This window comes from Thiohalorhabdus sp. (assembly GCF_036628635.1).
GTDB lineage: Bacteria > Pseudomonadota > Gammaproteobacteria > Thiohalorhabdales > Thiohalorhabdaceae > Thiohalorhabdus.
Genome location: NZ_JAZKRM010000006.1, coordinates 15049 through 29978, shown reverse-complemented (window position 1 = coordinate 29978; position 14930 = coordinate 15049). Strand labels below are relative to the sequence as shown.

Sequence of the window (14930 nt, the reverse complement as noted above, 5' to 3'; positions counted from 1 at the left end):
CGGAGGAATTAGAGCCATGCGCGCTACCACGAATGATCAGACCGGTCGGCGCTCCTTCCTGAAGGCGATGGGCGTCACGGGAGCGGTGGTCGCCACCGCCGGCGCCGGCCTGATGAAGCCAGTCAAGAGCCTTGCCGCCAAGTGGAGCTTCCCCAAGGAAGCCTTTAATGTCGAAGGCAGCATGGAAGAGGCCTTCCAGGCGGCGCTGGGCACGACCAACGTCAAGGAAGGCAACGTCAGCCTGCAGACGCCCACCATCGCCGAGAACGGCGCCGTGGTGCCGATCACGGCCACCAGCGACATGGGCAACAAGGTGAGCACGTTCCACGTGTTCGTGGAGGGAAACCCGGCGCCCTACACCGCCCGTTTCCACCTCACCGACGCCACTTCGGACACCGCCGAGGTTTCCACCCGGATCAAGATGGGCGAGACCTCGAACGTGATGGCGGTCGCCGAGACCACCGACGGCGAGTTCTACAAGGCCAGCAACGAGGTCCGCGTGACCATCGGCGGCTGCGGCGGCTGACGATCCACTCGGCGAGAGCTCACAACGGCAACCACATTTAGCAATAGGGGAATAGACAATGGCTAAGATGGGACAAGCCCGCGTTCGGGTCGGTAGCGCCAAGTCAGGCCAACCCACCCAGGTTCGCGCCCTGATCCTGCATCCCATGGAGACGGGCCTGCGCAAGGATCCGGATACCGGGGAGAAGATCCCGGCCCACTGGGTCAAGAAGGTGAAAGCGGACTTCAACGGCCAACGTGTGTTCGAGGCCGATTGGAGCGTGGCCATCAGCAAAAACCCGTACCTGTCGTACTACCTCACCCCCGAGTCCAGCGGCACGCTGAAGATGACTTGGGAGGACAACCAGGGCGGCACATTTACCGCCGAGGCCGAAGTTAGCGTCGGCTAACGCATCTGCCTTCGCCAGCAGGAGGACCCAGCATGAAAGTAAGTCTGTCCTATGCAGTGGCCACGCTAGCCCTGCTCGTCTGGACGGGCCAGGTCGGTGCGCAGCTGACCGGGTCGCAGCAGGAGCGCGCGGTCTCCGAGGAAGGTGCCGAGAAAATCGGCCAGGATTTCAATCCCGGGGATTTTGACATCGATTCCGGTAAGGCCGTGTTCCAGGAGGAAGGCCCCAACGGCAAGTCCTGCGCTTCCTGCCACGGAGAAGACGGTGAGGATCTGGAGGGCGTCGCCGCCACCTACCCCAAGGTAGTGGACAACGTCTATCCCATCGGCAACAGCTCCGGCCCGGACCTGATCCACAAGGGCGAGAAGCAGGGCGAGCAGCTGAACCCCAACAAAGCCATCAGCGGCGAAGGGGTTCGGACCCTGGCCATGCAGATCAACCTGTGCCGGGCTAACAACATGGATGCCGAGCCTCTGGACTGGAGCCAGAAGCACGGCAGCGACATGCGGCATTTGACGATCTTCGTTAAGAGCCTGGCCGAAGGCGAGCCTCTGGCCATCAAGACCGACGGCAAGGCCAAGGACTACTGGGAGCGGGGCAAGGAGCTCTACTGGATGAAGCGCGGCCAGCTGAACTTCTCCTGCGGCACCTGCCACGTCCAGAACGGCGGCATGCGCATCCGCGGGCAAATTCTGTCCAATGTGCGGGGTCAGTACAACAAGTTCCCGACCTTCCGCATGAAGAAGCAGCAGACCCGCCTGATGCACACCCGCTATCGCGGCTGTAACCGCCGGGTCCGGGGGCATGACCTGCCCTTCCAGCACAAGGGCTATCGCGCTCTGGAGGTGTACCACGGCTCCCTCTCCAACGGGCAGCCCATGAAAGTACCCGGGCACAGCCTGTAACCCGTAGTCGGGGTTCGATGGATAGGTCCGGGGCTTAGCCCCGGACCTATTTTTTTTATGCCCCTGGCTTGGAGGTCCCGGCCACCGGAATGGGTGCCGGCTCGAAAGGGTCAAACCCAACAAGGCCCCGTCCCGGGGGACCTAGGTTTGCGCAAGCGACAGAGTCGCCACGCATCTCGGCGGCCACCACCGTTAAAGGATAAGGCCCAATGCGCAGAGCAGCCCTACCGCCGTTAATCAGCGGACGCCTTTTCATCGTTGGCTTGGTAATTGCATTATTCTGGGCGTGTATGGTGCCCGCAGCCGGGGCGCAGACCGAGGAGTCCGGGCCCCTGTATCGGGTCGACCTACCTCCGGAGCGGACCCTCGAAGACGTTGAGCTGAGCATCCAGTCCAAGGCCAAGGGCATGAACCTGGCCGATGTCGGCAGCCTCAACGTAGCCGAGGGCATGCGCAACCGGGGGATCGACTACGATCGGGTCTACAAGGTCTTCCAGGTTTGCAATTTGGGCCTAGGCGCCGAAGTACTTCGAGAGATACCGGCCTTCGGTGCCTTCATCCCCTGCAAGATCGTAGTCTTTACGGCTGACGACCACCTAGCACTAATCACCTACCGGCCGAGCTATGCCCTGCGCTATTTTCCGGATGCCCCGCCCAAGGCCCGACGCATCGCCGAGCGGATCGAGGCGGACATTATCGAGGTCATGCAAACCATCAAGAAAGGCGGTTTCTGAATGACCAGCGCTCGGCCCTGCCGGGCCGTTTCGTTTCCTAACCCAACCTCCAACACCCGAGGGAGAGGCTTAAACCATGCAGCTATCCCGACGCGAATTCCTTAACGCCCTAGGCATGGCCGGCGCTGCCGGTATGTTGCGTCCACGCGGCGCTCAGGCCATGGGCTGGTTCAAAGACGACCCCTATGCCATTCCCGATTTCGGCAACGTCACCCTGATGCACTTCACCGACTGCCATGCCCAGCTCAATCCGGTCCATTTCCGGGAGCCCAATGTCAACCTCGGCGTCGGTCCAATGAAGGGCGACCCGCCGCACCTGGTTACCGACGCGTTCCTGGAGCATTTCGGGATCAAGAAGGGCTCCAAGCGGGCCCACGCCTTCACCCCCATTGATTACGTGGAGGAGGCCCGCCGCTACGGCAAGATGGGCGGCTTCGCGCACATGCAGACCCTGGTCAACCGCTACCGGGCCGAACGCGAGGGCAAGGCCCTCCTGCTCGACGGCGGCGACACCTGGCAGGGCTCGGCCACCAGCCTGTGGAGCAACGCCCGCGACATGGTGCGAGCCTCCAACCACCTGGGCGTGGACGTGATGACCGGCCACTGGGAGTTCACCTACGGCTCCGACCGGCTCCGCGAGCTCATCGACGGCGGCGCCCTCAACATGGATTTCGTTGCCCAGAACATTACGGACAACACCTGGGGCGACCGCATCGATCTGTTCTCGCCCTACACCGTGAAGGAGCGCAACGGCGTCCGCATCGCGGTGATCGGGCAGGCCTTCCCGTTCACGCCCATCGCCAATCCGCAGTACAAGGTCCCGGGGTGGTCCTTCGGCATCGACGAGGAGAACGCCCAGAAGGTGGTGGACGAGATCCACGACGGCGACAAGGCCGACATGGTTGTGATCCTGTCCCACAACGGGATGGACGTGGACAAGAAGATGGCCTCCCGCCTGCGGGGCGTCGACGTGATCCTCGGCGGCCATACCCACGACGCCATGCCCGCCCCCATGGAGATCCCCAACAAGGGCGGCGGCCTGGACGGCAAGACCCTGGTGATCAACTCCGGCTCCAACGGCAAGTTCCTCACCCGCATGGACTTCGACGTCAAAAACGGCAAGGTTCGGGACTACCGCTTCCACATGCTGCCGATCTTCTCCAACGAGATCGAGCCGGACCCGGACATGGCCCAGCTCATCGGGGAGGAGCGAACCAAGGCCCAGGAGGGGGTGGGCAAGGACCTCAGTGAGGAGCTGGCGGTGACCGAGGACCTGCTCTACCGCCGAGGCAACTTCAACGGCACCTTTGACCAGCTCATCTGCGATGCCCTCATGGAGACCCAGGATGCAGAGGTGGCACTGTCGCCAGGGTTCCGCTGGGGCACCACGGTGCTGCCGGGGGATCCCATCACCCTGGAGCATGTCTACTCCCAGACCGCCATCACCTACCCCGAGGTGACCCTCAGCAACATGAGCGGGGAGCGTCTGAAGCTGTCCCTGGAGGACGTCGCGGAAAACCTGTTCAATCCCGACCCCTACTACCAGCAGGGCGGTGATATGGTCCGCGTGGGCGGCCTCAAGTTCGCCTTCAACCCCAAGGAGAGCCAGGGCAACCGCATCCAGGACTTGGAGGTCAACGGCGAGCCCCTCGATCCCAAGAAGACCTACAAAGTTGCCGGCTGGGCCTCCGTGGACCCGATCGAGGAAGACCTTCCCGCGGTCTACGACGTGGTGGCCGGCTGGCTGCGCGAGAAGAAGAACGTCAAGGTGGGTGAACCCAACATCCCCAAGCTCAAGGGGGTCAAGGGCAATCCGGGCCTGGATATGGACGTTCGGCTGTCCTGATCCGGACGCCAGGACACAACAAGCCGGCCTCTCAGGGGGCCGGCTTTTTTTGGTTCCTCGCCTTGATAGCAATCAGGGGGTGGGCTCGGTATGGGCGGGCATTTCCAAGGGGTAGGCCCCCACTTTGCCAACGGCCAATGCCGCTGCCCGGCCTTCGGAATCCGGGAATCGGCGGGCCTAGACCGGGGCTCGTTCGGTTTCTTCCAGGTCCGAGCCCGCTTCCCGGAGCCTTGGCACGGCCTCAAGGATGGACTTGACCACGGTGGCCAGGGGGATGGCGAAGAACACCCCCCAGAAGCCCCAGATGGAGCCGAAGATGAGGATGGCCAGGATGATGGCCACCGGGTGCAGCTTGACCGCCTCGGAGAAGATGACCGGCACCAGGACATTGCCGTCCAGCGCCTGAATGACCCCGTAGGCGATGATCAGGTGGGCGAGCTCCCAGCTGGGTCCCCACTGCACCAGCCCCAGCAGGGCCACGGGGATGGTCACCACCGCGGCGCCGATGTAGGGCACCAGCACCGAGAAGCCGGTGACCACGCCCAGGAGGGCGGAGTAATCGAATCCCAAGAAGCGGAAGGTTGCGTAGGTCACCACCCCCACGATGACGATCTCCCATACCTTGCCGCGAATGAAATTGCCGATCTGGCGGTCCACGTCCTGCCAGACCTGTTTGGCTAGCTGCTGATGAGGCGGCAGGAAGCTGCGCACCCAGTCCAGGATCAAGGACTTGTCCTTGAGCATGAACAGGATAAGGAAGGGCACCAGCACCACATACACCAGCAGGGTGGCAACGCCGGGGATGTAGGAGATGGACAGCGACACCAAGCGACCGCCCCACTGCTGCAGGCGATTGCCCAAGGAGGCGATCAGGCTGTCGACGTAGGCGGGCTCGATGAAGCCCGGATAGCGCTCGGGCAGGGTCCGGATCAGGGCCTGGACACGGCCGATGATGTCCGGCAGATCGCGCACCAAGCGCTGGATCTGGTCTGTGACGATGGGAACCAGGCTGAACAGCAGGAACAAAGCCACCAGCAGAAAGCCAGTAAAGACCAAGACCACGGCCAGCGCACGGGGCACGTGGTGGTTCTCCAGGGGCCGAACGAAGCCCTCCAGCAGGTAGGCGATAACGATACTGGCGACAAAAGGCTTGAGGGCCGGCCCGAACAGATAGAGGACCAGTATGCCCCCGGCCAGGAGCAGGGTAAGCAGAAGGATCTGCGGATCGGAGAAGCGCTCGCGAAACCACTCGACCGGCGTGTACACGTAACCTCCGGCGCTGGTGGCGGCAGGCGAACCCGGGCGGCTGGCCAAGACCTCCGCCCCGAGGGTAGTCCATAGCGCCGACCGGGGGAAGGCCGGCGCTTACGGCTCGAACCGGTCCAGGTAGCGCCGGTAGTGCCGCTCGAAGGTTTCCTCGAGCTCCTCGATTACCTCGCCCTCCGGCTTTCCCTGGAGATAGCGCTTGGACATGATGGTGGTGGTCTCGTCGAGCAGGTCCTTGGCATCGAGCATGGGGTAGGTGGCCCGCAGCCGCTTGATGGCCTTCACAGGCCCCTCGTCCGGCTCCGGCTCCACCGGCTCCGGCGCCTGCGGTCCCGCGGGCTCCGCCGGCTGGGCAGCGGGTTGGCCGGACCCCCCCAAGGGATCGCCGCTGCTTCGGCCCACCAAGAATTCGGCGTAGTCCACCAGTTGGCGCTGCTGATCTTCCGGTAGTCGCTCCAGAGCAGCCAGGATGCGCTTCTCGAACTCGGTCATAAGCGCTATGGGACTCTCAGTCTTCTTGGACATTGAAATCGAAGGCGGGTCCAGGCTTAGCGTGGGGATGCATGAGCTCCAGCTGCCGCACCAGGGCCACCACCGTCTGATCGGTGACCTCCTGCATGGTGCCCGCGCCCCAGGCCTGCCGGGCGTATCCCAGGAGGTCGCCGACATTGTCCGGATGGGGGCGATCCTCCATCACCATGTCCTCGATGATGCCCGGCTTGATCTCCGGACGGAAAAGCAGCCCGTAGGCCCTGGGATGGGGCCGAAAGGCCAGCCAGTTGCCGTCGTCGTCCACCAGAATGGGCTCCACCCCCTCGGGCAGAGTCACGGAGCCGGCATGCCACACGAATACTTCCTTGCCGTCCATGACCTCGGCCAGTTCGTCGCCCTCCCCGGCGGCGGTCTTGCGGGCGTTGACAAAGGCCGCGGTGAGCTCCGGGTCCTCGGATGCCCCGCCGCCGAAGTGCTGCGCCATGAGCTGGGCCCCGAGGCTGATCCCCACCACCGGCTGGTCCTGCTTGAGGAACTGGCCGATGAGGAAGGTCTCCTCCTCCAGGTAGGGGAAATCGTCGGTTTCGGTGGGGTCCATGGGCCCACCCAAAACGAACAGGGCGTCCTTGTCCTGAGGGCTCCCAGGGATGGCCTGGCCCACGAATGGCCGGATGTAGACAAAACCGATGTCCCGGTGCTCGAGCTGCTTCTCGATGGTTCCGAGGAACTCGTGGTGGCTGTGCTGTATGACAAAAAAGCTGGGCATGGCAGCGTCTACCTCTGAACGGCGACTCCGCTGGCACCGGAGGCGGTTTCCGCCTCCTCCCAGGGATCGCCTTTCTTGCACTGTTCCTGAATGAATTGATAAAACCGCTCGACGGCCTGGGACCGGAACTTCTGCTTCTGATGAACAAAGGAAAAGGCCCGCTCCAGGACCGGATCGAGCGGCCGCACCTCGAGCGTGCCGAGCTGGGCCTCCTTGCGCACCGTGGCCTGGGACACCACGGAGATGCCCATACCGCTTTCCACAGCGCCCTTGACCGACTCGCCGGAGCCCAGCTCCATGACGATGTCGAGCTTGTTGGAGTCAGCGCCGCCGTCGCGGATATAGTCGGCAAGCACCTCCCGGGTCCCCGAGCCCTCCTCGCGCAGAACGAACTGGTAATCCAGCAGCTCCGCCGGGGTTACCCGGTCCTTGGCGGCCAGCTGATGGCCGCGGGGAAAGATCGCCACCAGCTGGTCGGGCTGGCACTCTCGGATGGCCAGGTTGGCGTTGTTCACCGCACCCTCGACGATGCCGATGTCGATGGTATTATTTTCCACCTGCTGGAGGATGTCCCGGGTGTTGGCCACATTCATGCGTACCTTCATGGCCGGGTAAGCGGCGCGGTAAGCACCTAGGACCCGCGGCAGCAGGTATTCGCCGATGGTGGTGCTGGCCCCGACCAGCAGCACGCCCCGCATCTCGCCGGTCAGCTCGCCCACCGAGTTTTCCATCTCCTCGTAGAGGTTCAGGATCTTATCGGCGAAATCGAAGACGGTCTGGCCGGCGTCGGTCAGGGTGATGCGATTGTGGTTGCGGTCGAACAACCGGGTATTGAACTGCTCCTCCAGCTGCTTCACCTGGAAGGTGACCGCCGGCTGGGTCATATGCAAACGATTGGCGGCCTTGGTGAAGCTGGAGAGCTGGGCCACCGTGTGGAAAACATGCAATCTGCGATCGGCCATGGTGCTTCCATTCTCCCGGACCGGCCACCGGGCAGCTTATTCAGGGTGATTGGGGACGCTTCTCTTGCCTTGCCCTTTCGGGGTATCCTGAATAGTTGATCATTTTAGTCAACAACTCAGTATTCGTTAACCAAATTATTTTATGAGGGGATAAAATAATGAGCAAGCAATGGCAAGGCATGGACCTCAAGGGCGGCGGCCTGCAGCAGGTCCAGATGGCCTATAAGGCCATGGAGCGAACTACCCTGGGCGCTTACCTGCGCTGGATCCTGTTCGGCATCGGTTGGCACCGTTTCTACCTGCGGGAGCCGGTCGGTGGTCTGCTGTTCCCAGCCGCCACCATTGCCGCGGCACTGGTCCACTATCTGGCAGGCTGGCCCTGGCTCTGGCTGCTTCCGGCGATCGGCGCCCTGGCGGATCTGTTCTGGATCCCTGGACGGGTGGTCCGGATTAACAAGGACCTGCGCATGGCGACCATGATGGGCAGCATGCAGCGCGGCGCGCCCCGGGGCTTCAAGGGCCACTTCACCGAAGAGAACACCACCGAGCGGGGACGCGGCGGGGGCGGGGTGTGACTCCCGCGATCTTCCTCGGCGCGGCACGATACCGCCGTCCCAGCTACGGTGCCAACCACCCCTTGGGGATTCCCCGGGTATCGCTGACCGTGGACCTGCTCGAGGCCTACGGCGCCCTCCCCGAAGTCGAGTACCGTGACTCCCGACCCGCCGCCGATCACGAGCTGGCCTGGTTCCACGATCGCGACTACCTGCGGGCCGCCCGTCGTATCGAGGCCACCGAGCGCGCCTCGGCGGAGGACCGGCGCCGATGGAATCTAGGCAACTTCGAGAACCCGGCCTTCAAGGATTTCTACAGTACAGCGACCCTGGCTACCGGTGCCAGCATCCAGGCCGCCGAGGCGGTAATCCACGAGGGCCGGGTCGGCTTCAACCCGGCCGGCGGCATGCACCACGCCGCCCCCGACCAGGCACGCGGCTTCTGCTACTTCAACGACCCTGTTCTGGGCATCCTGCGGCTACGGCAAACCGGGTGGCGGGTGCTGTACGTGGACCTCGACGCCCACCACGGCGACGGCGTAGAAAACGCTTTCGCCGAGGATCCGGCGGTATTGACCCTGTCCCTGCATATGGATACGGCGAAGGGCTACCCCTTCGCCGGTGGCGGGCTCGCCGACTGGGGCAGGGACTCGGGCGAGGGCTACGCCCTCAACCTGCCCATGCCCGCAGGGGCCCACGACGACGACTTCGAGACCGCCCTCGCTACCCTGTGGCCGTGGGTGAGCGACCGCTTCCAACCCGACGCGGTGGTCATGCAGGCCGGCACGGACATCCTGCTGCCCGACCCCCTGAGCCGGTTCCGGGTCTCCACCCAGGCCTTCCTGCGCATGGTCGAGCGCATCCGGGCCGACAGCGCCCCCCGGCTGGTGGTAACCGGCGGCGGCGGCTACCACCCCATCGCCCTAGCCCGCTGCTGGGCCGGTCTGTGGGCCCAGCTATCCGGCCGCGGCCTGCCCGAGAAACTGCCACCCCGGGGCCGGGAGCTTCTGGAGGCGGTCGATTGGGACCTGGATGAGGACGAGGACTGGTTCGAGGACCTGTTTCAAAGCCGGTTGGACCCGCCCCAGAGCGGTCCGGTGCATCCCGAGGTGAGCGAGGCCCTGGCCTGGCTGCGGAGCCACCACCCCCTGCTGCAGCCCGCCGGCAAAGCCGCCGAGGCGGCGCCCTGACCACTGACTCCCGCAAGCGAGCGAGAACCACCATGTTCGGACGATCCCCCAGCAAGGACCTCCCCGAGCTCATCCCTGGCCACGCCTCTCACGAGGGCACCCAAGCCTATGCCGCCGACAGCGGCCTGGCGGAGGCCCACTTCAGCGACTTCGGCAAGGAGGCCCTCAAGCTGTCCTCCCTCGGCCTGGGCACCGACTTCGGCGAGGCAACCGACGCGATCGACGCCGGCTATCGCGAAGCCCTGGCCCACGGCCTCAAGAACGGCCTCAACGTAGTGGAGGCGGGCATCTCCTACCGCTTCGGTCGCTCCGCCCAGGCCGCCGGTGCCGCCATCCGCGACGCCGTAGCCGACGGGGTGGCCCGCGAGGGCCTGTTCGTTGTGGCCAAGGGCGGCTTCATGGCCTTCCCCGGCGGCCCGCCCGAGGACCTGGGAACATGGTTCAAGAACAACATCGTGAAAAAGGGGCTGGGCACGCCCGAGGAGCTGGCCGAAGGACCCCACCTGCTGTCCGCGGCCTACATCGCTTGGCAGCTGGAGCAGTCCCGGCAGGCCCTGGGTGTGGAGACCCTAGACGCCTTTTTGATCGACCAGTCCGAGGTCCACATTCCCCACATGGAAACCAAGGAGGACCTCAACACCCGGCTTCAGAAGGTTTACGCGGTACTGGAGATGGCCGTGCAGGCAGGCAACCTGCGCAGCTATGGCCTGGCTACCTGGAAATCCTGCCGTGTCCCCACCAACGACCCCATGTTCCAGTCCCTGACCAGCCAGGTGGCCACCGCCGAGAATGCGGCCGGAGACCCTCAGAGCCACCACATGCGGCTGGTAACCATGCCCTACAACGTGAACATGCTGGAAGGCTTCACCCGCTTCAATCAGGCCACCGGCCAGGGCAACGTGGCCTCCACGGTGCAGACGGCCTACCAGCTCGGGCTCTATTTCATCGGCACCCACACCCTCATGGGCGGCCAGCTACTCCATGAGCAGCCGCCCATCCTGCGTCAGACCATGGGGAACCTGCGCACCAACGCCCAACGGGCCATGCAGTTCTCCCGCTCCACTCCCGGTGTGGGCACCGCCATGGTGGCCATGGCCGACAAGGCCCATGTCGACGAGGCCCTGGAGCTGGCCCGCTATGACCCCCTGGCCCGCAAGACCTTCCTCAAGATGTTCGAGCAGGCCGAGGACGACGACAGCGGGGAAGAAGCGGCGGAAGGCTGAAAACCGGGTTTACCGCCAAGGGCGCCAAGAACGGCCATTCCCTTTCTCCCAGGGCGCCCTGTCACTCCGGCCCAACTCTCCGCCGAGGGCTGCGGGTCCAGCCCCTTTCCCCGCTTTCTTAGCAGAATTGGCGTCCTTGGCGGTTCCCGCCGTGCCTACCGGTCCTTGCGCTCGGAGGTCGCCCCCGGCCGCAGCTCCTCAAGGTGGCCACGGGCGCGCTTCAGCAGGGGCTCGGACAGGCCGTTGCGCTCGGCCACCACCAGGCCCAGGGAAGCCCCGGCCTCGCCCACATGCAGCCGGTAGGTGGGCTGGATCCGCTCGAAATCGAAGGCCATGTTGGCGTTGACCATGGCCGGATGCTGATCGGCAAACCCTTTCAGCGGCGACAGGTGGGTGGTGAACACACCCTGCACACCACGGTCGGCTAGCTCCTCCAGGACCGACATGGCCAGGGCCGCGCCTTCTTCCGGATCGGTTCCTGTGCCCATCTCGTCCATGAGCACCAGGGTGTGCTCGTCCGCCTCGGCCAGGATCTGCTTGAGCACCTCCACGTGGCCGGCAAAGGTGGAGACGTGGTGCAGAATGCTCTGCGGATCGCCGATATCCACCAGAATGCGGTGGTAAGCGCCGATCACCGAGCCCTCCGCCGCCGGGATGTGCAACCCGCAGAAGGCCATGGTGGCAAGCAGGCCGATGGTCTTGACGGCCACCGTCTTGCCGCCGGTGTTGGGTCCGGTGATGAGCACCATGGGATGGTCGGGATCGAGGCCTACCGACAGCGGCACCGGGGCCCCACCGCCATTCTTGTGCTCGGCCACCAGGGCCGGATGGCATGCCTCTCGGAGCTCGAGGCGGGGCTTCTCCGCCAGCGCGGGAGCGGTGCCGTCGATCTTGAGGGACAGCCTGCCGGCGCCCAGGGCCAGATCGATCCAGGTAATGGCGTCCAGCAATTGGCGGAGCTGGTCCCGGCGACCGCCCACCGTCTCGGTGACGGCCTTGAGGACGCGGCGCTCCTCGGCGTCGATCTCCTTGGCCAGCTGCTCCAACCGGTTGTTCAGGGGAATCCACTCCATGGGCTCGACCATGATCCCCCGGCCGCGCGACAGGGCCTCCCGGCGAACCCCCTTGATGGCTCCCGCCGCCTCGTTCTTGATCGCCAGCACCCGGCGCGGTCCGGAGTAATGCTCGGTATTGGGCTCCACCAGGTCGGGGGCGAGCTTTTTGTCCTTGAGCTTCTTCTTGACCGCCTGGTTGAGCTCTTCGCGCTTTTCGGCAACCTCGCCGTGAAGACGGTCCAGCTCCTCGGAGGCTTGGGAGCGCACCTTGCCCATGGTGTCCACTGCCGCGTCCAGCTCATCGACAAGGTCGCTGGCCGCAGTCAGGTCCGCGGGATCCCCGGCGTAAAGCTCGGGTCGGCTATCCAGGTTGCGGGCCAGGTATTCCCCGCTCTGAATCACCGTCACCAGATTACGCAGGGCCATGCCGTTCAGGGGCGAGGCACCGTCCTGGCTGGCCTGCCGCAGCGCCGCGCGCACATCGGGCAGCTCCTCAAGCTTCGGGCCGTCACCCTTTTCCAGCCCGTCCCGGGCGGCGGTTACCGCCGCCTGGAAGGCCCGGCCCACCTGAACACCGGGCGCCGGCTCCAGGTTACGCGCGGCCTCCTGGCCGTAGGGGGAAGCGCATTCGCGGGCCAGGGTCCGGCGAATGGCGTCGAATTCCAGGGTATTGAGATCGCTTTCCATGGCTGAGGTCTGCCTTGTCGCATCGCAGCTCCCGCTTACCCAACCTTGACGGGCCGAAAGGCCCCTGCGCGGGTGCAAGGAAGCCTGTTATAGTCCACCCTGGGTGGTCGATAAAAAATTCCGGGTCCCGGGAACCGTGGCGAATGCGTCCGGTCCATCGGGCCGTTGAGCCCTTTGAGCCGAAAACTTAAAGCCTACTTGAGGAAACTTCCATGACCGACTCCTACGAAGGCGTTATCTGGCTGGACCACGATGACCGCACCGCTTTGTTCATTGACGGCCCTAACTTCCACGGCAGCTCCCGCGACATGGGCTTCGATGTGGATTATCAGGCCCTGTTGGGCTTTTTCCGGGAGCGCACCAAGATCCTTCGGGCCTTTTACTACACCGCCCTGGATGTCTCCGGCGAGCACACCCCCCTCAAACCCCTGGTGGACTGGCTCTCCTATAACGGCTACATCGTCGTAACCAAGCCCACCAAGGAGTTCAAGAACGGCGGCCAGCGCCGGGTCAAGGGGAATATGGACGTCGAGCTGACCATCGACATGCTCAACCTGGCGCCACACCTGGAGCACGTCGTCCTGTTCTCCGGCGATGGCGACTTCCGCCGCCTGGTGGAGGCCGTCCAGCAGCGGGGGGTCAAGGTGACCGTGCTAGCCGCCTCCGACGTTACCGCCGACGAGCTGAGGCGCCAGGCCGACCAGTTCGTGGAGCTGCAGTCCTTCCGCCCCTTCATCCAGCGCCGGCCAGAGAGCAGCCCGCAATCCGAGGATGAGGAGGAGGGCGAGATGGGCAACCGCCTCTAGTGTCCCGCCCCAGAAGTGCGTCGGGGTTCTGAGCGTTCTGAGCCGGTCCGGAGCAAGGCCTCCCACCCCTGAGCCTCTTAGGGAGGGTTCCTGTAGCCCCGGAAGGAAAGGGCTCAGGGGCCGGATGGCGGCCCCACGTCGAGAAGGCGCAACCCAGCGCTGGGCCGGTTCAGACGTTCCCCTCGGGCGAGCCGGGATAGCTGACGCCGCGCCGTCAGCTATCCCGGCTCGCAGATCCCCGACGCACTCTGGGGCGGGACACTAGGCCGCTAGAGCGCCCTACCCGGCTGACTCCTCGGCGTACGACGCCCGCAGGTAGGTGGGGACCGCTTGACTCGACGTCAGGGTGGCGCCGTCTCGCCACGAGGCCAACGCCAGCGCCGCCACCGCATCCGCCTCGCCGCTGATCTCGGGGCTTGTCCCGGCCAGGGCAGGCCCCATGCGGGCGGCGAGCATTTCCCCCGCGACCGACCAGCCGCTGCCAACCCCCCACCAGGATCCGCTGCCCGCCCCTGGTAGGGCGAGTGCTTCCGGTGCGGCCACCTGCTCCTCGCCGACACCCTCCATCCCCTCGGAGGTACGCCGGAACCGGCCCCAATAGACCTCGCCCCGACCAGCCTCCAGGGCAACGGCGCACTGGTGGCACTCAGCCACCCAGGCGGAGGCGGCCAGGCTGGAGACAGGGATCAACGGCACCCCCAGCCCAAGGCCCAGGCCCTGGGCGGTGGCCACCACGATACGCCCAGCAGTGAACGGGCCGGGACCGCGGGCGAAGGCCACCGCTTCCAGGTCGGTGCGGGCCAGAGCCAGGTCGGCCAGCAGCTCGTCGAGGAGGGGCAGCAGATGGCGGACGTGCTGCGCCCGTCCCGACCGATGTCGAAGGTGCAGCCGACCCCGATGGAGGATCGCGGCCGAGGTGGCATCGGCAGTCCCAGCCAGGGCAGCCAGAGTGCCCGGAAAGGGGCCGGCGGGTAGGACGGTTACGGCCCTAGCGTCCTGTCCCATAAGTGCGTTGCCTTTCTGCGAGTCGAGATGCCGGGGGAAGCAAGGAGCCGGGCCGCAGGCGGGCTCCCTGCCCGTCAAGGACCGGTGACGCCGCACCGTCCGCCATCTCGACTCGCCCGCAGGTAGTTCCTGCGCCGGCCCGGAGCGGCGTTGCTCCTCCTCGACGTGCAGCCAGCACGCCTTCGTCGGCGCGCCTTGCTCCGAACCGGCGCAGGAAAATCAGAAAGGTAACCCACTTTTGGGACAGGACACTAGCCCCCGGTGACCGGTGGGAACAGGGCCACCTCATCGCCATCCGCCAGGGTCCGAGCCCCGTTGGCATACTCCTGGTTCACCGCAACCAGGACCCGCCTTTCTTCGGCCAGAACCTCGGCATGGGCATCATCGCGGCCACGCAGGTGTTCCAGCAGATCGGCCACGTTGGCGACGCCGTCGACGGCCACCTCTTCCTGGCCCCTTCCCAGCTTTTCTCGTATGGCGGCGAAGTAGAGGACCTTGATCAAGGCAGTGCTCCTGCGGGCATCG

16 protein-coding genes are annotated in these 14930 nt (G+C 65.2%); 9 read left to right on the top strand and 7 right to left on the bottom strand.

Going from position 1 to position 14930, the window contains the following annotated elements:
- Positions 1-16: 16 nt before the first annotated feature.
- The 5 genes from soxY (at position 17) to soxB (ending at position 4399) form a co-directional block, all read left to right on the top strand.
- Positions 17-526 carry a thiosulfate oxidation carrier protein SoxY gene (gene soxY, locus V5A19_RS03480; RefSeq protein ID WP_332317922.1) on the top strand — a complete coding sequence of 170 codons (510 nt, stop codon included), beginning with the start codon at positions 17-19 and terminating at the stop codon, positions 524-526.
- Positions 527-584: 58 nt separating this feature from the next.
- Positions 585-914 carry a thiosulfate oxidation carrier complex protein SoxZ gene (gene soxZ / locus V5A19_RS03475; protein ID WP_332317921.1) on the top strand — a complete coding sequence of 110 codons (330 nt, stop codon included), beginning with the start codon at positions 585-587 and terminating at the stop codon, positions 912-914.
- A 32-nt stretch (positions 915-946) separates the two neighbouring features.
- Complete coding sequence (gene soxA, locus V5A19_RS03470) at positions 947-1819, top strand: sulfur oxidation c-type cytochrome SoxA (RefSeq protein ID WP_332317920.1); 873 nt, start codon at positions 947-949, stop codon at positions 1817-1819.
- Between the two features lie 290 nt (positions 1820-2109).
- Positions 2110-2553, top strand: a complete 444-nt coding sequence (locus V5A19_RS03465) for a DUF302 domain-containing protein (protein WP_332317919.1) — start codon at positions 2110-2112, stop codon at positions 2551-2553.
- Between the two features lie 76 nt (positions 2554-2629).
- Positions 2630-4399: a thiosulfohydrolase SoxB gene (gene soxB, locus V5A19_RS03460; protein WP_332317918.1), complete on the top strand. Its 1770-nt coding sequence runs from the start codon at positions 2630-2632 to the stop codon at positions 4397-4399.
- A 177-nt stretch (positions 4400-4576) separates the two neighbouring features.
- Here the strand turns inward: soxB and V5A19_RS03455 are convergent, their stop codons facing one another.
- The 4 genes from V5A19_RS03455 to V5A19_RS03440 all read right to left on the bottom strand — a co-directional run bounded on the left by V5A19_RS03455 (position 4577) and on the right by V5A19_RS03440 (position 7885).
- Positions 4577-5665 (bottom strand): AI-2E family transporter, encoded by a 1089-nt coding sequence (locus V5A19_RS03455; RefSeq protein WP_332317917.1) that lies wholly within the window; start codon positions 5663-5665, stop codon positions 4577-4579.
- A gap of 99 nt (positions 5666-5764) precedes the next feature.
- Positions 5765-6157 carry a hypothetical protein gene (locus V5A19_RS03450; protein WP_332317916.1) on the bottom strand — a complete coding sequence of 131 codons (393 nt, stop codon included), beginning with the start codon at positions 6155-6157 and terminating at the stop codon, positions 5765-5767.
- Between the two features lie 16 nt (positions 6158-6173).
- Positions 6174-6923 carry a type 1 glutamine amidotransferase gene (locus V5A19_RS03445; protein WP_332317915.1) on the bottom strand — a complete coding sequence of 250 codons (750 nt, stop codon included), beginning with the start codon at positions 6921-6923 and terminating at the stop codon, positions 6174-6176.
- 8 nt (positions 6924-6931) lie between these two features.
- The gene (locus tag V5A19_RS03440; protein WP_332317914.1) at positions 6932-7885 is read right to left on the bottom strand and encodes a selenium metabolism-associated LysR family transcriptional regulator; all 954 of its coding nucleotides are present in this window, start codon (positions 7883-7885) and stop codon (positions 6932-6934) included.
- A gap of 158 nt (positions 7886-8043) precedes the next feature.
- Here V5A19_RS03440 and V5A19_RS03435 point away from each other — a divergent pair, with 158 nt between their 5' ends.
- Genes V5A19_RS03435 through V5A19_RS03425 form a run of 3 tightly spaced genes read left to right on the top strand, consistent with a single transcriptional unit; the run spans position 8044 to position 10852 of the window.
- Positions 8044-8460 carry a hypothetical protein gene (locus V5A19_RS03435; protein WP_332317913.1) on the top strand — a complete coding sequence of 139 codons (417 nt, stop codon included), beginning with the start codon at positions 8044-8046 and terminating at the stop codon, positions 8458-8460.
- Positions 8457-9629 (top strand): acetoin utilization protein AcuC, encoded by a 1173-nt coding sequence (locus V5A19_RS03430; RefSeq protein ID WP_332317912.1) that lies wholly within the window; start codon positions 8457-8459, stop codon positions 9627-9629. The genes V5A19_RS03435 and V5A19_RS03430 overlap by 4 nt, the downstream gene beginning before the upstream one ends.
- 32 nt (positions 9630-9661) lie before the next feature.
- Positions 9662-10852 carry an aldo/keto reductase gene (locus tag V5A19_RS03425; RefSeq protein WP_332317911.1) on the top strand — a complete coding sequence of 397 codons (1191 nt, stop codon included), beginning with the start codon at positions 9662-9664 and terminating at the stop codon, positions 10850-10852.
- Between the two features lie 155 nt (positions 10853-11007).
- Here the strand turns inward: V5A19_RS03425 and V5A19_RS03420 are convergent, their stop codons facing one another.
- On the bottom strand, positions 11008-12594 hold the full coding sequence (locus tag V5A19_RS03420; RefSeq protein WP_332317910.1) for an endonuclease MutS2: 1587 nt from the start codon (positions 12592-12594) through the stop codon (positions 11008-11010).
- 212 nt (positions 12595-12806) lie between these two features.
- Between V5A19_RS03420 and V5A19_RS03415 the strand changes: the two genes are divergently transcribed.
- On the top strand, positions 12807-13400 hold the full coding sequence (locus tag V5A19_RS03415; protein WP_332317909.1) for a LabA-like NYN domain-containing protein: 594 nt from the start codon (positions 12807-12809) through the stop codon (positions 13398-13400).
- 279 nt (positions 13401-13679) lie between these two features.
- On the opposite strand, the gene tsaB is transcribed toward V5A19_RS03415, so the two are convergent.
- Positions 13680-14405 (bottom strand): tRNA (adenosine(37)-N6)-threonylcarbamoyltransferase complex dimerization subunit type 1 TsaB, encoded by a 726-nt coding sequence (tsaB, locus tag V5A19_RS03410; protein ID WP_332317908.1) that lies wholly within the window; start codon positions 14403-14405, stop codon positions 13680-13682.
- 251 nt (positions 14406-14656) lie between these two features.
- The gene (moaD, locus tag V5A19_RS03405) at positions 14657-14908 is read right to left on the bottom strand and encodes a molybdopterin converting factor subunit 1 (protein ID WP_332317907.1); all 252 of its coding nucleotides are present in this window, start codon (positions 14906-14908) and stop codon (positions 14657-14659) included.
- Positions 14909-14930: the final 22 nt, after the last annotated feature.

Bases quoted from the DNA above. Each gene is read 5' to 3' on its own strand.
- soxY (WP_332317922.1), top strand. From the start codon at position 17: ATGCGCGCTACCACGAATGATCAGACCGGTCGGCGCTCCTTCCTGAAG.
- soxZ (WP_332317921.1), top strand. From the start codon at position 585: ATGGCTAAGATGGGACAAGCCCGCGTTCGGGTCGGTAGCGCCAAGTCA.
- soxA (WP_332317920.1), top strand. From the start codon at position 947: ATGAAAGTAAGTCTGTCCTATGCAGTGGCCACGCTAGCCCTGCTCGTC.
- V5A19_RS03465 (WP_332317919.1), top strand. From the start codon at position 2,110: ATGGTGCCCGCAGCCGGGGCGCAGACCGAGGAGTCCGGGCCCCTGTAT.
- soxB (WP_332317918.1), top strand. From the start codon at position 2,630: ATGCAGCTATCCCGACGCGAATTCCTTAACGCCCTAGGCATGGCCGGC.
- V5A19_RS03450 (WP_332317916.1), bottom strand. From the start codon at position 6,157: ATGACCGAGTTCGAGAAGCGCATCCTGGCTGCTCTGGAGCGACTACCG.
- V5A19_RS03445 (WP_332317915.1), bottom strand. From the start codon at position 6,923: ATGCCCAGCTTTTTTGTCATACAGCACAGCCACCACGAGTTCCTCGGA.
- V5A19_RS03440 (WP_332317914.1), bottom strand. From the start codon at position 7,885: ATGGCCGATCGCAGATTGCATGTTTTCCACACGGTGGCCCAGCTCTCC.
- V5A19_RS03435 (WP_332317913.1), top strand. From the start codon at position 8,044: ATGAGCAAGCAATGGCAAGGCATGGACCTCAAGGGCGGCGGCCTGCAG.
- V5A19_RS03425 (WP_332317911.1), top strand. From the start codon at position 9,662: ATGTTCGGACGATCCCCCAGCAAGGACCTCCCCGAGCTCATCCCTGGC.
- V5A19_RS03420 (WP_332317910.1), bottom strand. From the start codon at position 12,594: ATGGAAAGCGATCTCAATACCCTGGAATTCGACGCCATTCGCCGGACC.
- V5A19_RS03415 (WP_332317909.1), top strand. From the start codon at position 12,807: ATGACCGACTCCTACGAAGGCGTTATCTGGCTGGACCACGATGACCGC.
- tsaB (WP_332317908.1), bottom strand. From the start codon at position 14,405: ATGGGACAGGACGCTAGGGCCGTAACCGTCCTACCCGCCGGCCCCTTT.